Origin of the sequence: Fodinibius roseus (genome assembly GCF_900129315.1) — a bacterium.
Classification (GTDB): Bacteria; Bacteroidota; Rhodothermia; order Balneolales; family Balneolaceae; genus Fodinibius; species Fodinibius roseus.
Genome location: NZ_FQUS01000003.1, coordinates 155,966 through 172,520, shown reverse-complemented (window position 1 = coordinate 172,520; position 16,555 = coordinate 155,966). Strand labels below are relative to the sequence as shown.

Sequence of the window (16,555 nt, the reverse complement as noted above, 5' to 3'; positions counted from 1 at the left end):
CCAAAAAAGGTTTTGCAAAGGCTTCCATACACAAAAAAAGGCCCGATCGCGATGACCGGGCCTTCCCTTAACCGAAAATGAGCAACCCTATTACGATTACTCGATACCCAACTCCTGCTTAAGCTGAGCCAATTCATCTTTCAAGCTGCTCACCTGATCCTGTAAATCGGCCTTTGTTTCTTCAAAATTCTCACCAGTACTTTCTTTTATTTCCTGGTATTGTTCATCCAGCTCTTCCTTTTGGTCCTTCAACTCGTTCCAGCGTTCTTCAAGGGCGGGCTCCAGGGCATCTGATTGTTCATTAAGGGCCGCCTCAATGTCCTCCATCTCTTCATTCAGGGCCTCACGTTGTTTTTCCACATATTGCACAAATTTATCGTTTATCGTTTCCGCTCCCTCTTCCATCGAGCTCATGGACTCATTGGCGGATTGCTCAGCCTGCTCCTGCATCTCATTTATTTGGTCATCCGACTTCTCACTGCAAGATCCGAAAAACAATCCTACCGATAGTACAATTACTGCAATTGTAATCCGTTTCATAATACTGATACGTTCATTTATATTACTGTTAGCATCTTCAACCCCTGTTATTCATTTACTGTTCAGATGTTCCCTGTTCAACACATTTTTAATCTCTTTTAATCTCTGCTCCTTTTTGTACTATAACTTCTCTTATATATATTTACCCGGGGCTTTGAAAAACCAGGAATTTTAGTCAATATCAACCCCTGAGCGCATTCAAAACAGTAGCATATAAAAAGCATTTGTAAAGATGTTGAATTCGCGAGAAAGAAGGGATTGGCAAAAAAAAGTTTTGCAAAGCTCTCTACTCACAGACACGTTTCATTATGATTATTAGTATTTTAGGTTGCGGATGGCTGGGCCTCCCCCTTGCCGAACACCTTCGGGACAGCGGTCACAGTATCAAAGGTTCGACCACTTCCCGGGAGAAGCTGGCTCTCCTCAAAGGCAAAAACATTCAGCCATACCTGATCCGGCTGGATCCCGATCTCAATGCGGACGCCGATCCCGGGTTCTGGGACGCCGACCTGCTTGTTCTGAATATTCCTCCCGGACGAGGCCGTGAGAATGTAGAGGCCTTCCACCTGCGGCAAATTCAGTCCGTCGTCAACCGGCTTCAGGAATCCTCGATTGGTGAGGTCATATTTGTAAGCTCTACCTCGGTGTACCCCGAAAAACCGGATATTGTAGGCGAAGAGGATACCAAACCGGGCGAGGCCGTCCGCGATACCGGCAATGCCCTGCTAAAAGCGGAACAATTACTCATGAATCACTCCTCATTTGAGACAACGGTGATACGATTTGGCGGATTGTACGGCTATGATCGGCATCCCGTCAATCACCTGGCGGGACGGACGAACCTGAGCAGGGGCAATGCCCCTGTGAACCTGATCCATCAGGATGACTGCATCGGCATTATCCGGGCATTAATCGACAGCGATATCCGTAATCAGATTTTTAACGGGGTTTCCGACGGACATCCGCCCAAAAAGATGTATTATCCGGCGATTGCAGAAGCAAAGGACCTCAGTCCCCCGGAATACGCCCGGGACGAGGGGAAGGACTATAAAGTCGTCTCCAACCTGAAGCTCAAGCACATGCTCGACTACGAGTTCAAGTACCCGAATCCGATGGATTTTTAGGACCGTTTACCCCGCCCGCTTGCGGGAGAACTAACCGGGGCTTTTATCCCGCGGATCACCTTGTTTTAACCTTAAATTTTATGCAAAATCCCAGAAAACCATGAAATTAGATATTTACAGCTATCAGGCGGATGATATCACCATAGAGTACGACCAGGAGCGGTGTATCCACGCCGCGGAATGTGTTAAGAACCTACCGTCGGTTTTTGATCCGGACAAACGGCCGTGGATTCAACCTGAACATGCGTCCCCCGATCAAATAAAAAAAGTAATACACAGCTGTCCCACAGGCGCCCTAAAATATCGCGATACCGAACCACTGGAAGGACCGGAACCGCGGAATGCCATTATCATTTCGCCTGATGGTCCCGTCTTTCTGCGCGGAGATATCGAAGTGCATAATGCCGAGGGAGAAACGGTCCTGAAGGATACGCGCCTGGCCTTGTGCCGTTGCGGGGAATCCCGGAACAAACCGCTCTGTGATAATTCACACCGGGATATCGCATTTGAAGCCCCCGCTTCTTTTGATGAAAGCAAGCTAAAACCTTCCGATGCCGCAAAAGAGAAGGACCAATCCAAACTTGTGGTGAAATTGATGAAAAACGGACCTGCCTTAATAGAAGGAGCCTACCGGGTATATTCTATTGCGGCCCAGCCGGCGGCCAGTACCAGGAATATCGCCCTCTGCCGCTGCGGCAGCTCCTCTGGCAAACCTTTCTGTGACGGCACGCATAAGGAAGTGGGCTTTGAAGGGTAATATTAAATCAACTTATACTATGCAAAAACTATTTTTAACAATCGGATCCGTCGCCATGGCTCTGGCCGTGATATTGGGTGCTTTTGGAGCCCACAGCCTTAAAAAAATACTTTCAGAGGAGATGCTGACCATCTTTGAAACCGGCGTCACCTATCATTTCTACCATGCCATCGGGCTGCTGGTTATCGGGATCGTTGCACGTTACCTGCCCGACTCCGCACTGTTATCGTGGTCGGGATGGCTGATGCTCGCCGGTATCATTGTATTTTCAGGAAGTTTATATCTGCTTTCGGTCAGCGGCATCCGCTGGCTGGGGGCGATTACGCCTGTCGGGGGACTTTGTTTTATCGCCTCATGGATATTATTTGCGGTAACAGTTTGGAAAAATATATAACCGATGGTAACCATCATTTCTACGGGCAAAATTCATACTTGCAGTTCCCATTCATTATTATAACTTAACACTAATTAAATAAGTGCTTTTAAAAGCCTGGGAGACGGTTAAAACCCGTTCTATAGGCACTTAGCCAGTATCAGAAACCCCATGCGGTGAAAGTCACAGTATATGAGTATATCCATAAAAATAAACGAGCGACTCTTGCTGGTGCTGATGCTATGGCTGATTCCGATGCTTGTTTTTGCACAAAATGAAGTGGCTCGCGAGCGAAGTTCCCTGAAAGGCATTCAATCGATGGGACTTTCGGTCAACTACGAGGCCAACGCCCCGTTGACGGAAAAAACGAACATTAACGTCCCGTCCCTACAGGAAAAAGGCAAACGGGCCCTGCAGGAAGGCGGTATACGAGTCGTCCCGAGGGAAGAAGTCAGGCAGTCCGATGAAATCCCGCTATTGTATCTGCATATTAATGCCATGGATGCCGGAGAGGGACTTGTACCTTTTGCTGTAAACTTATACTTCTATCAGCCTGTAAAACTTGTGCTGAACCAGGATTTACAAACTACAGCCAACACCTGGGAAAGCGGCACAGTGGGCATTGTCTCCTACGATAAGCTGCAGCTCATAGACCAGGCAGCCGAAGATCTCCTTCAGGAGTTTATCCATGATTATAACGAAATCAATAACTAAAGCAATTAAACATTCATGAACATAGAAGATTTTCGAGAATTTTGTCTCTCTTTCAAAGGTACAACCGAACATTCTCCTTTTGAGGACAAAGATATCTTAGCATTTAAAGTGATGGATAAAATCTATGCCATTGCCGATGCAGATAAATTTAAAAACATTGAACTGAAGTGCGACCCCGTAAAGGCTTCCATGCTTCGCAATCTTTATAAGGAAGTTCAGCCCAGCCGACACATGGATAAGCGTCAATGGAACACGATCCATCCCGAAGGAGCCCTCGATGAAGAGCTGATTAAAGAATGGATCAAGGATTCGTATAGTTTAGTGGTGGACGGACTGTCAAGAAAAAAGCAAAAAAAACTGGAAAAAATGGAGGAAAGCTGAGATTAAGGCTGAGTATTTTCGCCGCGGACAAATAAGCTTTTTATACGATGGAGGCTCTTTTTCTCAAAGTTCCACACGAACTCGAACTGGCCCAAAATAAACCCGTACAGCAGGAGCAGAACCTGGTAGGCCGGAAAGACAATAATAATCCAGGCGACAATTTCGACCAGGATGGGCGTCTCGGCATTCACTCCTATCCACCCGAACATAAACTTTCGCACGTAAAGGACGGTGATGCCCGTTAATGAAAAAATAACCAGAATAAGCAGCAGGCCGCCGTAACTTTCGACCCCCCACCGCTTCATTAATTTTTCAATCAGTTTACTCATGTATCAATTCCAGATTACAAAAAATTACTGCGGTTGCCTGCCCTTCCCCTGTTCCGGCTGTCCGTAAGCAGAAGCAGTATACAACACAACAGGCTCAATCTTCTCTTATAAATTAAAACACGAAGACTGTACAACGTCCTTCTACTCTTTTTTATCAGCTAACTGTTGATAGCATCAGCTATAGCCGTGTCAGCTGCTGTTATTGTTTCATCAAGCATCGCTTCGGTATGTGAGTTTGCTAAAAACCACGACTCAAAAGGAGACGGCGGAAGATACACACCGTTCGTCAACATTCCATGAAAAAAATCCCTGAACAGTTCCCGGTTCGTTGTTTGAGCAGTTTGAAAGTCTCTTACTTCTTCCCGGGTAAAAAAGACACTCATCATCGATCCCACGCGATTGATGGTGGCTGATACCTCATGATGTTCAAAAACTTCTTTCATTCCCCGGAAAAGATAGGTGGTCTTTTCTTCCAGCTCATCATAATGAACTGGATTTTCATACAGTTCCGAAAGCAATGCGTAACCTGCAGCCATCGCAAGCGGATTTCCGGACAGCGTGCCGGCCTGGTATACCGGACCATCGGGGGATACCACCTGCATAATCTCCCGGCTGCCGCCAAACGCCCCCACCGGCAGACCCGCACCAATAATTTTTCCGTAGGTCACTATATCAGCAGTGACCCCAAACCGCTGCTGGGCACCCCCCTGGGCCACTCGAAATCCCGTCATCACTTCATCAAAAACAAGTACGGTATCCTGCGCATCACAAAGTTCACGGAGACCCGCCAAAAACCCTTTCTGTGGTGGAATACACCCCATATTACCGGCCACCGGTTCCACTATGATAGCGGCGACCTCCCCTTTGTACTCATTTAACAGCTTTTTAACAGAATTAAGGTCGTTAAAATCGGCCGTCAACGTATCTTTGGCCGTTCCCTCGGTTACCCCGGGACTGCTGGGCGTTCCGAGGGTCAGGGCCCCACTGCCGGCATTAATCAGGAACGAATCGCCGTGGCCGTGATAGTTTCCTTCGAACTTGATGACCTTATCTCTCCCGGTATAGCCCCGGGCTACACGAATAGCACTCATACAGGCTTCCGTCCCTGAATTCACCATGCGGATCTTGTCGACGCCGGGCGCCATCTGTTTAACCAGTTCCGCCATCTTCACTTCAATCTCAGTCGGGGCTCCGAATGAAGTGGACTTCGCCGCCGCTTCCTGTACCGCTTCAATCACCGGCCCGTAGGCGTGCCCCAGGATCATCGGCCCCCACGACCCCACATAATCGATATACTCCTTGCCATCGACATCCGTAAGGACGGATCCCCGGGCCTGTTCCAGAAAAACGGGTGCGCCGCCTACCGAATTGAAAGCCCGCGCTGGGGAGTTTACCCCGCCGGGAATGGATTGCTGTGCCCGTTCAAATAATGTTTTGCTTGTTTCCAACATGAAGTGATTTTTGATTTTCTAAATATAATATAAGGCCGGTTACGAGCCATTCAGTACTTTCGACGCGTCCTTTGCAAAATAGGTAGCGATCAAATCCGCGCCGGCCCGCTTGAAGCCGATTAACGCCTCCATCATCACTTCCTCTTCGTCCAGCCAGCCCTTCTCTGCAGCGGCTTTTAACATAGCGTATTCACCGGAAACATTATATACCGACACCGGCACCGATACCTGCTCCTTAACGGCCCTGACAACATCCAGGTACGGCATACCCGGTTTTACCATAACAATATCGGCTCCCTCCTGTTCATCCAGGGTTGCCTCCTTAACGGCTTCCCGGACATTGGAGGGATCCATCTGATACGTTTTTTTATCCCCGAAACCGGGGGCGGAATCCAGGGCATCCCGAAAGGGCCCGTAATACGCCGAGGCATACTTGGCGCTGTACGCCATAATGCCGGTGTGCTCAAAACCAGCCTCGTCAAGGGCTTCCCGCATAGCTCCGATACGACCGTCCATCATATCAGAAGGGGCCACCATACCAGCTCCGGCTTCAGCGTGGCTTACGGCCATTTTGGCCAGCACCTCCACCGACTCGTCGTTTACTATTTCTCCATCTTCTACGATGCCGTCGTGGCCGTAACTGGAATACGGATCCATTGCGATGTCGGTCATAACCAGCATCCCGGGAAATGCGTCCCTGACGGCCCGGACCGCCCGCTGCATCAGGCCCCCGGGATTCAACGCTTCGGAGCCTTTATTGTCTTTCTTCTCCTCCGGCACTTTTGCAAAGATCAATACCGACTGGATTCCCGCTTCCTTCAGCTCTTTGACCTCCTCAAGCAGCAAATCGAGCGTATGGCGGTAGTAGTCGGGCATGGAGGGAATTTCGATTTTCTCATCTTCTCCTTCCATCACAAAGACCGGGGCGATAAAATCCGCTGGTTTCAGATCGTGCTCTGCGACCATCCGGCGGACCGCCGCACTGGCCCGCAGCCGCCGTCCGCGTATATAGGGAAATTGTCCGTGTGTCATAAAAATACGTTTATTGATATTGACAGATTACCGGTGACCCGGGGCGAACGAGTCGCACCCAACAAATATATTCATCTTGTTACCATTGACCATATAATATTTATATTACCGGTTGACCCGGACCTGCTCCATCCGCCTTATGGCTCTTCCATTTCCAATTCTTTGCCATATGCGATCCAGTCTACAGGATTTTTGAGCCGCTCGATCAAATAGGCTTCTTCGCTGTCTTCCGGCACCTGGAAGTCATAATCCCATCGCACGCGCGGGGGCAGACTCATTAAAATAGACTCCGTTCGTCCTTCCGTTTTCAGACCAAACAAGGTACCGCGATCGTGAATTAAATTAAACTCCACATACCGGCCGCGACGGATCTCCTGAAAATATCGCTGCCGGTCGGTATAGGATTCCTCCTTTCGCCGTTTTACGATAGGCAGGTAGCTCTCCAGAAACCCGTCGCCCACTTCCGTGGTAAAGGCGTACCAGTCTTCGGGAGATCGGTTCCCGGTGGGACGCAAATAATCGAAAAAGAGTCCCCCCACCCCGCGCCCCTCGGAGCGGTGCTCGTTATAAAAATACTCATCGCACTCTTTTTTGAACCGGGGATACAGCTCGCTGCCGTGCTTGTCACAGGCCGTTTTCAGCACCCGGTGAAAATGCACCGCATCTTCATCCCGCAGGTAGTATGGCGTCAGATCGGCCCCGCCGCCAAACCAGCAGTCCCGGACCTCATTCATGGCGGCATCGTCATATAGTTCAAAATACCGGTAGTTCGCGTGCACCGTGGGCACCATCGGACTCCGGGGATGAATCACCAGCGAAAGTCCCCCGGCCCAGAACCAACCCTGCTCTACCTCAAAACGCCTGCGAATCAGTTCCGGCAATTCGCCGTGAACCGTAGAAATGTTGACCCCGCCTTTTTCAAAAACAGCTCCCTTTTCAATCACACGGCTGTGTCCCCCGCCCCCGCCTTCGCGATCCCAGTCATCGCGGCGGAACCGGGCGTTTTGCTCGAGTTCCTCCAGCCGGTCGCAGATCTCATCCTGCAGGTTTAGGATGTAATCGGTAAATCTATCCTTAATCGTCATACATGCTATCTTGTCTTTTTTCTTTCATCTATATCAAACAGGATTTTTAATCCCCCTGTTTGTCACCCTGACCATCGTTGAAGGATCTCCAGCTTGCAGGAACAGAAAATGTATCCGGGAGATGCTTCGGCAGGCTAAATGTAACATTTATGGTTTTTCAAAGCTTTTTCATACGACCTTCCTGGGCTCATACTCCTTTACGGCGTCGATGAAAGCACGGGCGTGATCCACAGGGATGTTCGGCAGGATTCCATGTCCCAGGTTTGCGATATATTTTTGAGGCCCAAAGCGGTCGATCATCCGCGTTGTCTGACGCTTAATCTCATCCGCCGGCATCATCAGCTTGGAGGGATCAAAATTCCCCTGCAGCACGATTTCGCCCCGGGTAGCCTCCCGCCCGTATTCGGGGGTAATCGTCCAATCGAGTCCCACTGCCGCAGCGCCGCTTTTGAAGCTGAGCCGCTCCAGGGCGTACCAGCTGCCTTTGGCAAACAGGATCAGCGGTACCTCATCCACTGCATCACAAATTTCCATTAGACAGGGCATCGCCCACTCGTTGAAATCTTCGGGACCCAGCAGGCCCGCCCAGGAATCAAAAAGCTGCACCACCTGGGCCCCGGCTGAAACCTGGGCCTTCAGATAGTCAATCGTAGCCTTTGTCAATTCCTTCATGACATGACGCGCCGCATCCGGATGCTGGTACATAAACGCTTTGGCTTTGGCAAAATTCTTGGATCCCTCGCCCTGCACCATATAGCAGAAAAGCGTCCACGGCGCCCCGGCGAAACCGATCAGCGGTACCCGCCCGTTGAGCTCCCTGCGCGTCAGCGTTATCGCTTCCATCACGTGATTCAGCTTCCCGGGCACGTCCCGGGCTAAAATGGCAAAAGCATCGTCCACGCTGCGGATCGGATTGTCGATCACCGGTCCCTTGCCCTTCACCAGGTCTACATCGATGCCGAGGGCTTGCGGGACCGTCAGGATGTCTGAGAAAATAATTGCGGCATCCGGGCCGAGCTCGTCGATGGGCTGGATCGTGATTTCACAGGCCAGCTCGGGCGTCTCCACCCGTTCAAAGAAGGTATATTTCTTCCGGATTTCCATGTACTGGGGCAGATACCGTCCCGCCTGGCGCATCATCCACACCGGGGGACGTTCGACTTCCCGGCCGTTGAGGGTCCGCAGTAACAAGTCGTTTTTCAATTCGGGAAATGCATTTTTCATACTATTTTTTATCTGTCCCAGGTTCTTAAAAATTAAAAAAGCTAACTGTAGCAGAGAGCTTTGCAAAATCGTCCTTCCGGCCTGTCTCTGCATCGTCGCGTATTCAATGTTCTCACTCTCGCCTAACTTATACTTTTATATTATATGTTGTGGTTACGAATGAGTCCAGAGTTTTGATATCGACCAAACTCCCGGTTTTTCAACATCCGCGATACGGTCAGCGTTTCGCTGTTATAATGCTACCCTGTAGTTAGATGCTTTCTGCTTTATTATTATCATTAAAAATATAGTTGGCCGCCGTGCGGAGGAGGACTTCGGTATCGGGTTGCCGGGCAGTTTCCACCGGCTGGTTGCTTTCCTCTTTCAGGATCTTTGCGGTAGTGGGACCGATGGCAAACAGCGGGGGCAGATGGTCGTGATCAAACCCTTCCCCCCTCTTAAAGCCCTCTACCGCACTGGGACTGTAAAACAGGATACCGCTGACCGGCTTATCGGGCAGATAGACGGGATGTATGACGGTTTCGTAGACCTCCAGCTCGATAACTTCAATTCCTTCATCCACCAGACGATCGGTCATTTCATCGCGGCTCAGGTTCCCATGAAAATAGATCACCGAATTTATTTTTCCCTCCTCGACGATCAGCTCCGCCAGGTGTTTGCCATCCTGTATGCGCGGAATCCGTGATTCAAGCCCCAGTTCCCCCAGGGCTTCCTGGGTTTTGGCTCCCACCGCAAAAAGCTGTGTTTCGGGACGCACCTGCAGGCCGGCCCTCATCAGCTCTCCCAGAGCCTTTACCCCGTTGGCGCTGGTAAACACCCAGTCCGACTTGAGATGATCATTGATCACCTTGAGGACGCCATCCCAGTAATCCGGGAAATTGAATTCAAGGGCGGGTTCGACCACCGGTTCCAGTCCCAGGATACGGGCATATTCCAGCTGCTGCGCGGACAAGGGGCGTGTGACTAAAATATTTTGCTTGTTTTGTCTCATTGATCGGGGATTAACCTTGTTGTCTGATTAACCTGAGTGATTTGGTTACGCTGAGATTTATTCGTTAGATCAACCTAAACTGCTTCATATTTAGTCCGATTTCATCTCGTCAATAACGGTGTCAGCTCCTTTGCTGAGCAGGGTCCGGGCGGCGGCATGACCCAATTCCCCGGTTTCACTGACGGGGACCCGTTCTTCACAGTCGTATCGCTCACGCCCGTCCAGGGTCAGGGCCACTGCCTTAAAGTGGACGTTTTCCTCTTCAATGAAAGCGTAGGCGCCGACCGGAGCGCTGCAGCCGGCTTCCATGTCGTGCAGAAAATCACGCTCGATCCCCGTGCATAACGCCGTATCATCGTGGTTCAACTGCGCAACAATCTCGTCCATCTCTCCGTCATCTTCCCGAACCATCACCGCCATTGCTCCCTGGGCCGCAGCCGGCACCATCCAGTCCAGGTACCCGCTTATATGATGACCCAGATCAATACGCTGGAGTCCCGCCGCGGCAAAGATAGCCCCGTCCCAGTCGTTGGTTTCCACTTTTTCCAGGCGGGTATTCACATTCCCGCGGATATTTACGATTTCGTGATTCGGGTAGCGGTGCAGCCACTGGGCACGCCGGCGATTACTGCTGGTGGCGATGGTGGCCCGGTAATCGGAGTCACTCAAAAAACCGGGGCCGCCGGGGGCCACCAGGGAATCACGCGGATCGGCCCGTTCCATAACAGCCGCTACCTTGAGGGGAAGGGGATTTTCGGTCGGCAGATCTTTAAAGGAATGAACCGCTATATCAACCTCGCCGTTTAGCTGAGCGTTATCGAGTGCTTTGGTGAATACGCCCTTGCCCCCCATTTCGGTAAGCGGGGTCGTCAGGTCTATATCACCCTCCGAGGTAACAAAAATAAGTTCGGTCTCGTGGCCGATCTCCCGGAGTTTTCGGGCCACCTGTCGGGCCTGCCACGTCGCCAGCTGACTCTTGCGGGTCCCAATACGAATCGCAGAATGCTTACTCATTATCGCCTTTCAACTCTAACTTAAACATATCATGTACCACCTTCGTTACCTGTTCCGACTCGTGATGGTCGCGCAGGTGTTCAATGGAGTAAGCGGCAATTTTATTGACAATACGACGAGTCAGATTCTCAACCTTTTCTTTATCCGTCTCTGAAATTTTATTTTTAAAAAATTCGAACTCATCTTCACGGATCGTATCGAACTTGGCCGTCAGTGCCTTGATGGTGGGCACCACTTTTTGCTTGCTGAGCCAGTTTTTGTAGTCGGTCAGTTCATCTTCAATAATCTTTTTAACCAGCGGGATATTCTCTTCGCGCCGCCGGTACGCCTCATCGGTGACATCCGTGAGAAAATCCATATTCGCCAGATCCACAAAATTCAGATCGTCAATTTCCGGGTCGATGTTGCGGGGCACCGACAGGTCGACCATCACCTTGAATTTCGGGTTCAGAAGCGACGGCTTCATATCGTCAAGCGTAATCACCGGCTCCTTGGAACCGGTAGCTACGATCACCAGATCCGCCTCGGCGATCTCCTGCGGAAGCCGCTCCATCCCCGCCACCTGCAGGTTGTACTTCTCAGCCACAAACTCCGCCCGGTCGCGCGTGCGGTTGATCAGCGTCAGTTTCCGGGCTCCGAGGTTGATCAGGTTTTTACAGGTCACTTTCCCTATTTTGCCCGTCCCGACCAGCAGAATATTCTTATTCTTCAGGTTTTCGAACGTCTTGATGGCAAACTTGACGGCGGCATAGGCCGTGGTGGCAGCGCCTTCGCCCAGGGAGGTCTCATTTCGGGACCGCTTGTGGGCCCGAAACACATGCTGCATCAGCCGATGCAGTTCACCATCAACCGCATCCAGTCTGCTGGACCGTTCATATGCTTCCTTGACCTGTTTTACGACCTGAAGATCGCCTAAAATCTGGGAATCAAGTCCCACCGTAACCTGGAAAAGATGCTCGACGGCCCGCTGTCCCTCTTTCTCAAAGCCGTAGTTGTGGAATTCCTCCAGCGTAGCCCCGGAATAAGCGACCAGCAGGCGAATAATCTCCTGGGGCGTGGCATCCCGGGCAAAAATCTCCGTGCGGTTGCAGGTAGAGATCACAAAAAGACTGTTGATGCCCTCGCGCTCTGCGCCCTGAATAAGCTCTTTCTTTTGCGCACTCGTCAGGCTGAAGCGCTCACGCACATCGATGGTCGCTTCCCAGTGGTTGACTCCAACGACACAAAAATCAGCTATGTTAGGCGGATCTAATCTCATGCTTCAAGCCGAAACCTTTTCAGATTGTGGATTGGTTCCCGTTTCAACGTTAATTTCATGGTCCAGTTTATCCATGGCCTGGCCGGCCAGCGCCTGAATATAGTCGGGATGATCATTAATCCCCGGCATAACCGTTATGTGTTCAAAGTCATACCCCTCCTCTTCAAGATCCTCTGCCAGCTCGACGCCCAGTTCGTAGAGCGTTTCAATATGGTCGGTTACAAAAGCGATCGGAATCATCAGGAAATTTTTAATGCCGTATTCAATATGGCGCTCAACCAGCTCGGCCGTATTGGGCTGGGTCCATTTTTGAGGACCCACTTTCGACTGATACCCCAGCCAGTACTCGTGATCGTAACCGCGCATCTCCATGATCGCTTCCATGGTCTGGTTAATTTCCGCCGTATACGGATCTCCGCTTCGCACCTCGAGCATAGGCGTACCGTGAGCGCTGAAAATAAAATGGGTCTTATTACGCCTTTCTTCATTCATCCCGGCCAGCGCCTCATCGATACGATCGTTCATGGCGCTCAAGTAATGCTCGTCGAGATGGTAATTTTTGACATGAAATTCTTTCCAGGGCGCTTGCCCCCCGAACTTCTCTTTGCGCGTGCTTTCCCAATCCCGGAAACTGCTGCCGGTCGTCGTCCATGAAAAGTGCGGGTACAGCGGCACCATAACAGCGTGGGTAATACCGTCCTCCACCATATCATCCATGGTCGTACCCGCAAACGGCAGCCAGTAACGCATGCAGGTGTAGACCTTCACGTGTTGTTCGGGCATCGTCTTTTTAAAATGCTTTTCCAGGGCACGCCGCTGTTGCTCCGTCAAACTGTTGATGGGGGAACAGCAGGTTGACACCACGCTGTTCTTGCGGTTCAGGCAGTGCTTGTTGCCCATACAGCCGCGGGGACAACCGTTGATCTCTTCGTAATCTTCCTGCACGTTCGGGGCCCTGAATTTAGATATAATCTTTGCAAACAGCTCCTGTATTTTTCCTCCGCCCATTTTAATAATATCTTCATCGCGGAAGAGGTTGTTTAAAAAGGGGCGTACCGCGTAATCGGCCGTGGGGCCGCCCATATTCATAAGCACGACCCCGATTCGCTTGTCATTTTCAGTAGCCATGGACGTAATCGCTTAATCTAAGGCAAACAAGGCCTTGTTGCTGTTTACTTTGATCTGTTTGCAGTTTACTGGTCATCAGGGTAAATAAATCCATTCTTTGTGAAGGGAATTTGAAGAAAGACGAATGAATTCTATTTAGAACGAGTCTAATATTTAACCCGCATCCCTGACAAATAATCGCTGATAATTTGATTCAGTATTATTTTTGAATTTATTTTTCCTGCGACAAAATAACTATTACTCGCTGCATACACAGGTAAATCAAGACATAGAACGAAACTTGCCGGGTTCCCTGCCGGGGCAACAACAGCTGTTGGTTATCCCTTCGGCAACCTAAACCAAAACCGGGTACCCTCTCCCCTCTTGCTGTCAACATGGATAGCTGTATCATGGGCCTTCAGGATACTTTCGACTACCGCCAACCCGAGTCCCGTGCCCCCCTTGTCCCTCGACCGGGCTTTATCCGTGCGGTAGAAACGATCGAAAAGCCGGTCAAGGTGTTCTTCGGAAATACCAATGCCCGTATCAGATACCTCAATGGTCACTTCCTTTTCCTGTTCGATATACTGCAGGCGTACCTCCCCCTTGTTCGTATATTTCAAGGCATTGGAAACAAGATTGTCAATTACCTGCTCTATCTTTCCGGGGTCGCCGACAGCCCGGCAGGGTTGGTCATCTATATGAAGCGCAATGCCTTTTTCCCGGGCCTTGTCGGAATACCATTCCCGCATGTGCCGGGCAATCTGAGAAAGATCAAATTTCGTCATTTCCACGAAATACTCGTCAGAGTCGTAGCGCTGCAGGGTTTTCAAATCCCTGAAGAGACGAGAGATCCGCTTGGTCTGGTTTTTAGCCGACCGGATATACTTTTCCTTTTGTTCGGACGAAAGCTCTTTCAGCTCCAGCATATCCAGGGCCGCTGAAATATTGTGGAGCGGGTTGCGGATTTCATGGGTGATATCGGCAAAAAACTGCTGCTGTTTTTCGGCAAACTGCTTGATCTGGCGGGTATCCTCGCGAAGCCGGGAAGCCATCTGGTTGAGCGAAGTTGCCAGGGTGCCGTATTCGTCGCTTCGGTTGAGATCGATTTCCCGCTCCACATCCCCCTCGGCAATATCCTGTGCGGCATTTTTAATTTGCGTGATCGGCCTGGTGAGATATCGCGAAATCCAGATACTTACGATCACGACCAGTCCGACAGAGATAAACATGCCGTAGTAGATGATCCACCGGATTGTTTTTATAGGCGCATAAATCCGGTCTTTCAGCTGCCCGACATGCAGGTACCGAATGTGGCCGGACGCATCCTGCAGTTCAATATAGCTGGTTAACAGATCCGAATCCGGATTACGCGGCAGCAGTGGAAGTCCCTCGCGCGCGCTGATGCTTTCCAGGATCCCGGCCGTCAAGTTTTGGGGGGGCACGAAGGTAGTATCGCTATCCCGGTAGGCCTCTGTCAGCTGTCCCGACGAGTCGTACAGCGCCAGCTGATAGCCGGAAGTCTGTGCGGCTTCTTTAAAGCGGGTGGAAAACTGCTCGTCGTTGGTCAGGTTGGCTACGGTTACCGCCAGCCAGCGCGTGTCCCGCTCCATCTCGGTCCGTCCCTCTTCCAGAAGGTAATCCCGGATAAACAGGATGGAATAACTGCTGATGGAGGTAATCCCGAAGATCAACAGCAGGATAAACGTCCACGCCAATTTTGAACGTATACTCATAACCGCTTATTTCCAAATAGTCTTTCAGTGTACAAAAATCCCGGAAGTATTGTATTGTTAAAATGCCGGCAGGAGCCGACTCTCGTTGAAACGCTGCCAGAGCCGTCAACCGTACAAAAGTATCCGCTCCTCAGCCTGACAGGACAGATGCATTCCAGCACTATACCTTGACGATTTCGCGGTTCAGTCCGTAACCGATGCCGCGGTAGGTTTTTATAATTTCACCCGCATCTTCCATTTTCAGGCGGAGATTTTTAACATGCACATCCACGGTCCGGTCAAACACAAACCGGTCTTCTTCGGTAATGTGTTCCAGGATCTCCTGCCGGGTATAGACGCGTTTCGGATTTTTGTAAAAGAGCTCGATCAGGGTGTATTCCGTTGAGGTGAGGTCAATTTTCTCATTTTCCACATACAGTTCCTTGGCGTCAGTATCGAGATAGGTATCCCCGTACTGCAGCCAGTTGGCCTTCTGCGGGCTCTGCCGACGAAGCAGTGATTCCACATGGGCCTTCACAAGGTTGAGGCTGGCCGGCTTGGGAATATAGTCGTCGGCTCCCAGCTCAAGGCCTTCGATCTCATCCTGTTCTTCGTCTTTGGCAGTCAGGAAAATAACGGGAATATCATGCAATACGGGATGCTTGCGGATATGACGACAGATCTCTTTCCCATTCACGTTGGGGACCATGATATCCAGTATGGCAAGATGTATTTCGCCTGCGTGCTGCTCGATCAGCTCCAGCGCCCGGTTCCCCTCATGAGCAACAAGGACCTCGTAATCATTCATTTCCAGGAAGTTAGCCAGCATTTCGGCCGATTCCTCTTCATCTTCGACTAATAATATACTGTGTCTGGGTTTCACGACAACTAATTTTGGTTACATTCTGAAACAGCTACCCGGATTATTCACAAAGAAGACTTAACTATGCGCTAAGGCTTTAAAAAATAATAGGATTACGAATGATTCCTTATTATTTATGAATAATTCAGGCTATAGAAGCATATCAAACAGTGCTCCGCCCGAAATCGTTGGTAAGATAGTAAACTTTACAGAGTATCTGAACTTCTCATTGATACCCAGTGGCTTTTGAAAAACCGGGGATTTTGTTCGATACCAAAGCCGGAACAATGGTAACCCACAGTGTATAAACAGACGATACATGATGATGAGGAGGATAGTGAAACTGTGAACATGTAGCCACTGAACAAAACAACGATTTTGCCACGGCCTCTTGCAAAATAAACCTTGTCATCTTCTGCTTGTTTCAACATCTTACCTGAACCGACGAGCAATACCCAACACCTACTAATTTAACGAAAAAGAACTCGGAATCCGGCCAAACACGACGGACTCGCAGTAGATTTTGCTAAGTCCGACAAGCTCCTCGCCAAAAGAACGGCTTTGCAAAGCTCTCTCATACTGATTTTACTGTTAATAT

General features: G+C 50.2%; 17 protein-coding genes. 5 read left to right on the top strand and 12 right to left on the bottom strand.

The features are described 5' to 3' along the window. Positions 1-96: 96 nt before the first annotated feature. Positions 97-540 carry a hypothetical protein gene (locus BUB16_RS03795; protein ID WP_139240174.1) on the bottom strand — a complete coding sequence of 148 codons (444 nt, stop codon included), beginning with the start codon at positions 538-540 and terminating at the stop codon, positions 97-99. Between the two features lie 308 nt (positions 541-848). Here BUB16_RS03795 and BUB16_RS03790 point away from each other — a divergent pair, with 308 nt between their 5' ends. The 5 genes from BUB16_RS03790 to BUB16_RS03770 all read left to right on the top strand — a co-directional run bounded on the left by BUB16_RS03790 (position 849) and on the right by BUB16_RS03770 (position 3,889). Continuing rightward, on the top strand, positions 849-1,664 hold the full coding sequence (locus tag BUB16_RS03790) for an SDR family oxidoreductase (RefSeq protein WP_073059645.1): 816 nt from the start codon (positions 849-851) through the stop codon (positions 1,662-1,664). A gap of 100 nt (positions 1,665-1,764) precedes the next feature. After that, a complete protein-coding gene (locus BUB16_RS03785; protein WP_073059642.1) occupies positions 1,765-2,421 on the top strand; it encodes a CDGSH iron-sulfur domain-containing protein in 657 nt (218 codons plus the stop codon). Between the two features lie 19 nt (positions 2,422-2,440). Continuing rightward, the gene (locus BUB16_RS03780; protein WP_073059639.1) at positions 2,441-2,815 is read left to right on the top strand and encodes a DUF423 domain-containing protein; all 375 of its coding nucleotides are present in this window, start codon (positions 2,441-2,443) and stop codon (positions 2,813-2,815) included. Positions 2,816-2,986: 171 nt separating this feature from the next. Further along, positions 2,987-3,508: a hypothetical protein gene (locus BUB16_RS03775; RefSeq protein WP_073059637.1), complete on the top strand. Its 522-nt coding sequence runs from the start codon at positions 2,987-2,989 to the stop codon at positions 3,506-3,508. Positions 3,509-3,523: 15 nt separating this feature from the next. Then, entirely contained in the window at positions 3,524-3,889 is a 366-nt protein-coding gene (locus tag BUB16_RS03770; protein WP_073059635.1) for an MmcQ/YjbR family DNA-binding protein, read from the top strand. A 2-nt stretch (positions 3,890-3,891) separates the two neighbouring features. Here the strand turns inward: BUB16_RS03770 and BUB16_RS03765 are convergent, their stop codons facing one another. From BUB16_RS03765 to BUB16_RS03715, 11 genes are all read right to left on the bottom strand, one after another. Further along, the gene (locus BUB16_RS03765) at positions 3,892-4,218 is read right to left on the bottom strand and encodes a DUF6787 family protein (protein ID WP_073059633.1); all 327 of its coding nucleotides are present in this window, start codon (positions 4,216-4,218) and stop codon (positions 3,892-3,894) included. 158 nt (positions 4,219-4,376) lie between these two features. Beyond that, the gene (gene hemL / locus BUB16_RS03760; RefSeq protein WP_073059631.1) at positions 4,377-5,669 is read right to left on the bottom strand and encodes a glutamate-1-semialdehyde 2,1-aminomutase; all 1,293 of its coding nucleotides are present in this window, start codon (positions 5,667-5,669) and stop codon (positions 4,377-4,379) included. 39 nt (positions 5,670-5,708) lie between these two features. Continuing rightward, positions 5,709-6,701 carry a porphobilinogen synthase gene (hemB, locus tag BUB16_RS03755; RefSeq protein WP_073059629.1) on the bottom strand — a complete coding sequence of 331 codons (993 nt, stop codon included), beginning with the start codon at positions 6,699-6,701 and terminating at the stop codon, positions 5,709-5,711. Between the two features lie 137 nt (positions 6,702-6,838). Then, complete coding sequence (hemF, locus tag BUB16_RS03750; protein WP_073059928.1) at positions 6,839-7,780, bottom strand: oxygen-dependent coproporphyrinogen oxidase; 942 nt, start codon at positions 7,778-7,780, stop codon at positions 6,839-6,841. 174 nt (positions 7,781-7,954) lie between these two features. Beyond that, entirely contained in the window at positions 7,955-9,010 is a 1,056-nt protein-coding gene (gene hemE / locus BUB16_RS03745) for a uroporphyrinogen decarboxylase (protein WP_073059925.1), read from the bottom strand. 250 nt (positions 9,011-9,260) lie between these two features. Continuing rightward, entirely contained in the window at positions 9,261-10,001 is a 741-nt protein-coding gene (locus BUB16_RS03740) for a uroporphyrinogen-III synthase (RefSeq protein WP_084088015.1), read from the bottom strand. 90 nt (positions 10,002-10,091) lie between these two features. Next, positions 10,092-11,015, bottom strand: coding sequence for a hydroxymethylbilane synthase (gene hemC, locus BUB16_RS03735; RefSeq protein WP_073059625.1), 924 nt, complete (start codon positions 11,013-11,015; stop codon positions 10,092-10,094). Further along, the gene (hemA, locus tag BUB16_RS03730) at positions 11,008-12,273 is read right to left on the bottom strand and encodes a glutamyl-tRNA reductase (RefSeq protein WP_073059622.1); all 1,266 of its coding nucleotides are present in this window, start codon (positions 12,271-12,273) and stop codon (positions 11,008-11,010) included. The genes hemC and hemA overlap by 8 nt, the downstream gene beginning before the upstream one ends. Positions 12,274-12,276: 3 nt before the next feature. Next, on the bottom strand, positions 12,277-13,401 hold the full coding sequence (gene hemH / locus BUB16_RS03725; protein ID WP_073059620.1) for a ferrochelatase: 1,125 nt from the start codon (positions 13,399-13,401) through the stop codon (positions 12,277-12,279). Between the two features lie 317 nt (positions 13,402-13,718). After that, entirely contained in the window at positions 13,719-15,116 is a 1,398-nt protein-coding gene (locus BUB16_RS03720; RefSeq protein WP_073059618.1) for a sensor histidine kinase, read from the bottom strand. A gap of 160 nt (positions 15,117-15,276) precedes the next feature. Next, on the bottom strand, positions 15,277-15,978 hold the full coding sequence (locus BUB16_RS03715) for a response regulator transcription factor (protein ID WP_073059615.1): 702 nt from the start codon (positions 15,976-15,978) through the stop codon (positions 15,277-15,279). Positions 15,979-16,555: the final 577 nt, after the last annotated feature.

What these genes read in the sequence shown, in the direction of transcription:
- hemE (WP_073059925.1), bottom strand. Translation starts at nt 9,010, where the DNA reads ATGAAAAATGCATTTCCCGAATTGAAAAACGACTTGTTACTGCGGACC.
- BUB16_RS03795 (WP_139240174.1), bottom strand. Translation starts at nt 540, where the DNA reads ATGAAACGGATTACAATTGCAGTAATTGTACTATCGGTAGGATTGTTT.
- BUB16_RS03780 (WP_073059639.1), top strand. Translation starts at nt 2,441, where the DNA reads ATGCAAAAACTATTTTTAACAATCGGATCCGTCGCCATGGCTCTGGCC.
- hemC (WP_073059625.1), bottom strand. Translation starts at nt 11,015, where the DNA reads ATGAGTAAGCATTCTGCGATTCGTATTGGGACCCGCAAGAGTCAGCTG.
- BUB16_RS03790 (WP_073059645.1), top strand. Translation starts at nt 849, where the DNA reads ATGATTATTAGTATTTTAGGTTGCGGATGGCTGGGCCTCCCCCTTGCC.
- BUB16_RS03740 (WP_084088015.1), bottom strand. Translation starts at nt 10,001, where the DNA reads ATGAGACAAAACAAGCAAAATATTTTAGTCACACGCCCCTTGTCCGCG.
- BUB16_RS03775 (WP_073059637.1), top strand. Translation starts at nt 2,987, where the DNA reads ATGAGTATATCCATAAAAATAAACGAGCGACTCTTGCTGGTGCTGATG.
- BUB16_RS03785 (WP_073059642.1), top strand. Translation starts at nt 1,765, where the DNA reads ATGAAATTAGATATTTACAGCTATCAGGCGGATGATATCACCATAGAG.
- BUB16_RS03770 (WP_073059635.1), top strand. Translation starts at nt 3,524, where the DNA reads ATGAACATAGAAGATTTTCGAGAATTTTGTCTCTCTTTCAAAGGTACA.
- hemB (WP_073059629.1), bottom strand. Translation starts at nt 6,701, where the DNA reads ATGACACACGGACAATTTCCCTATATACGCGGACGGCGGCTGCGGGCC.
- hemA (WP_073059622.1), bottom strand. Translation starts at nt 12,273, where the DNA reads ATGAGATTAGATCCGCCTAACATAGCTGATTTTTGTGTCGTTGGAGTC.
- hemH (WP_073059620.1), bottom strand. Translation starts at nt 13,401, where the DNA reads ATGGCTACTGAAAATGACAAGCGAATCGGGGTCGTGCTTATGAATATG.
- BUB16_RS03765 (WP_073059633.1), bottom strand. Translation starts at nt 4,218, where the DNA reads ATGAGTAAACTGATTGAAAAATTAATGAAGCGGTGGGGGGTCGAAAGT.
- hemL (WP_073059631.1), bottom strand. Translation starts at nt 5,669, where the DNA reads ATGTTGGAAACAAGCAAAACATTATTTGAACGGGCACAGCAATCCATT.
- BUB16_RS03720 (WP_073059618.1), bottom strand. Translation starts at nt 15,116, where the DNA reads ATGAGTATACGTTCAAAATTGGCGTGGACGTTTATCCTGCTGTTGATC.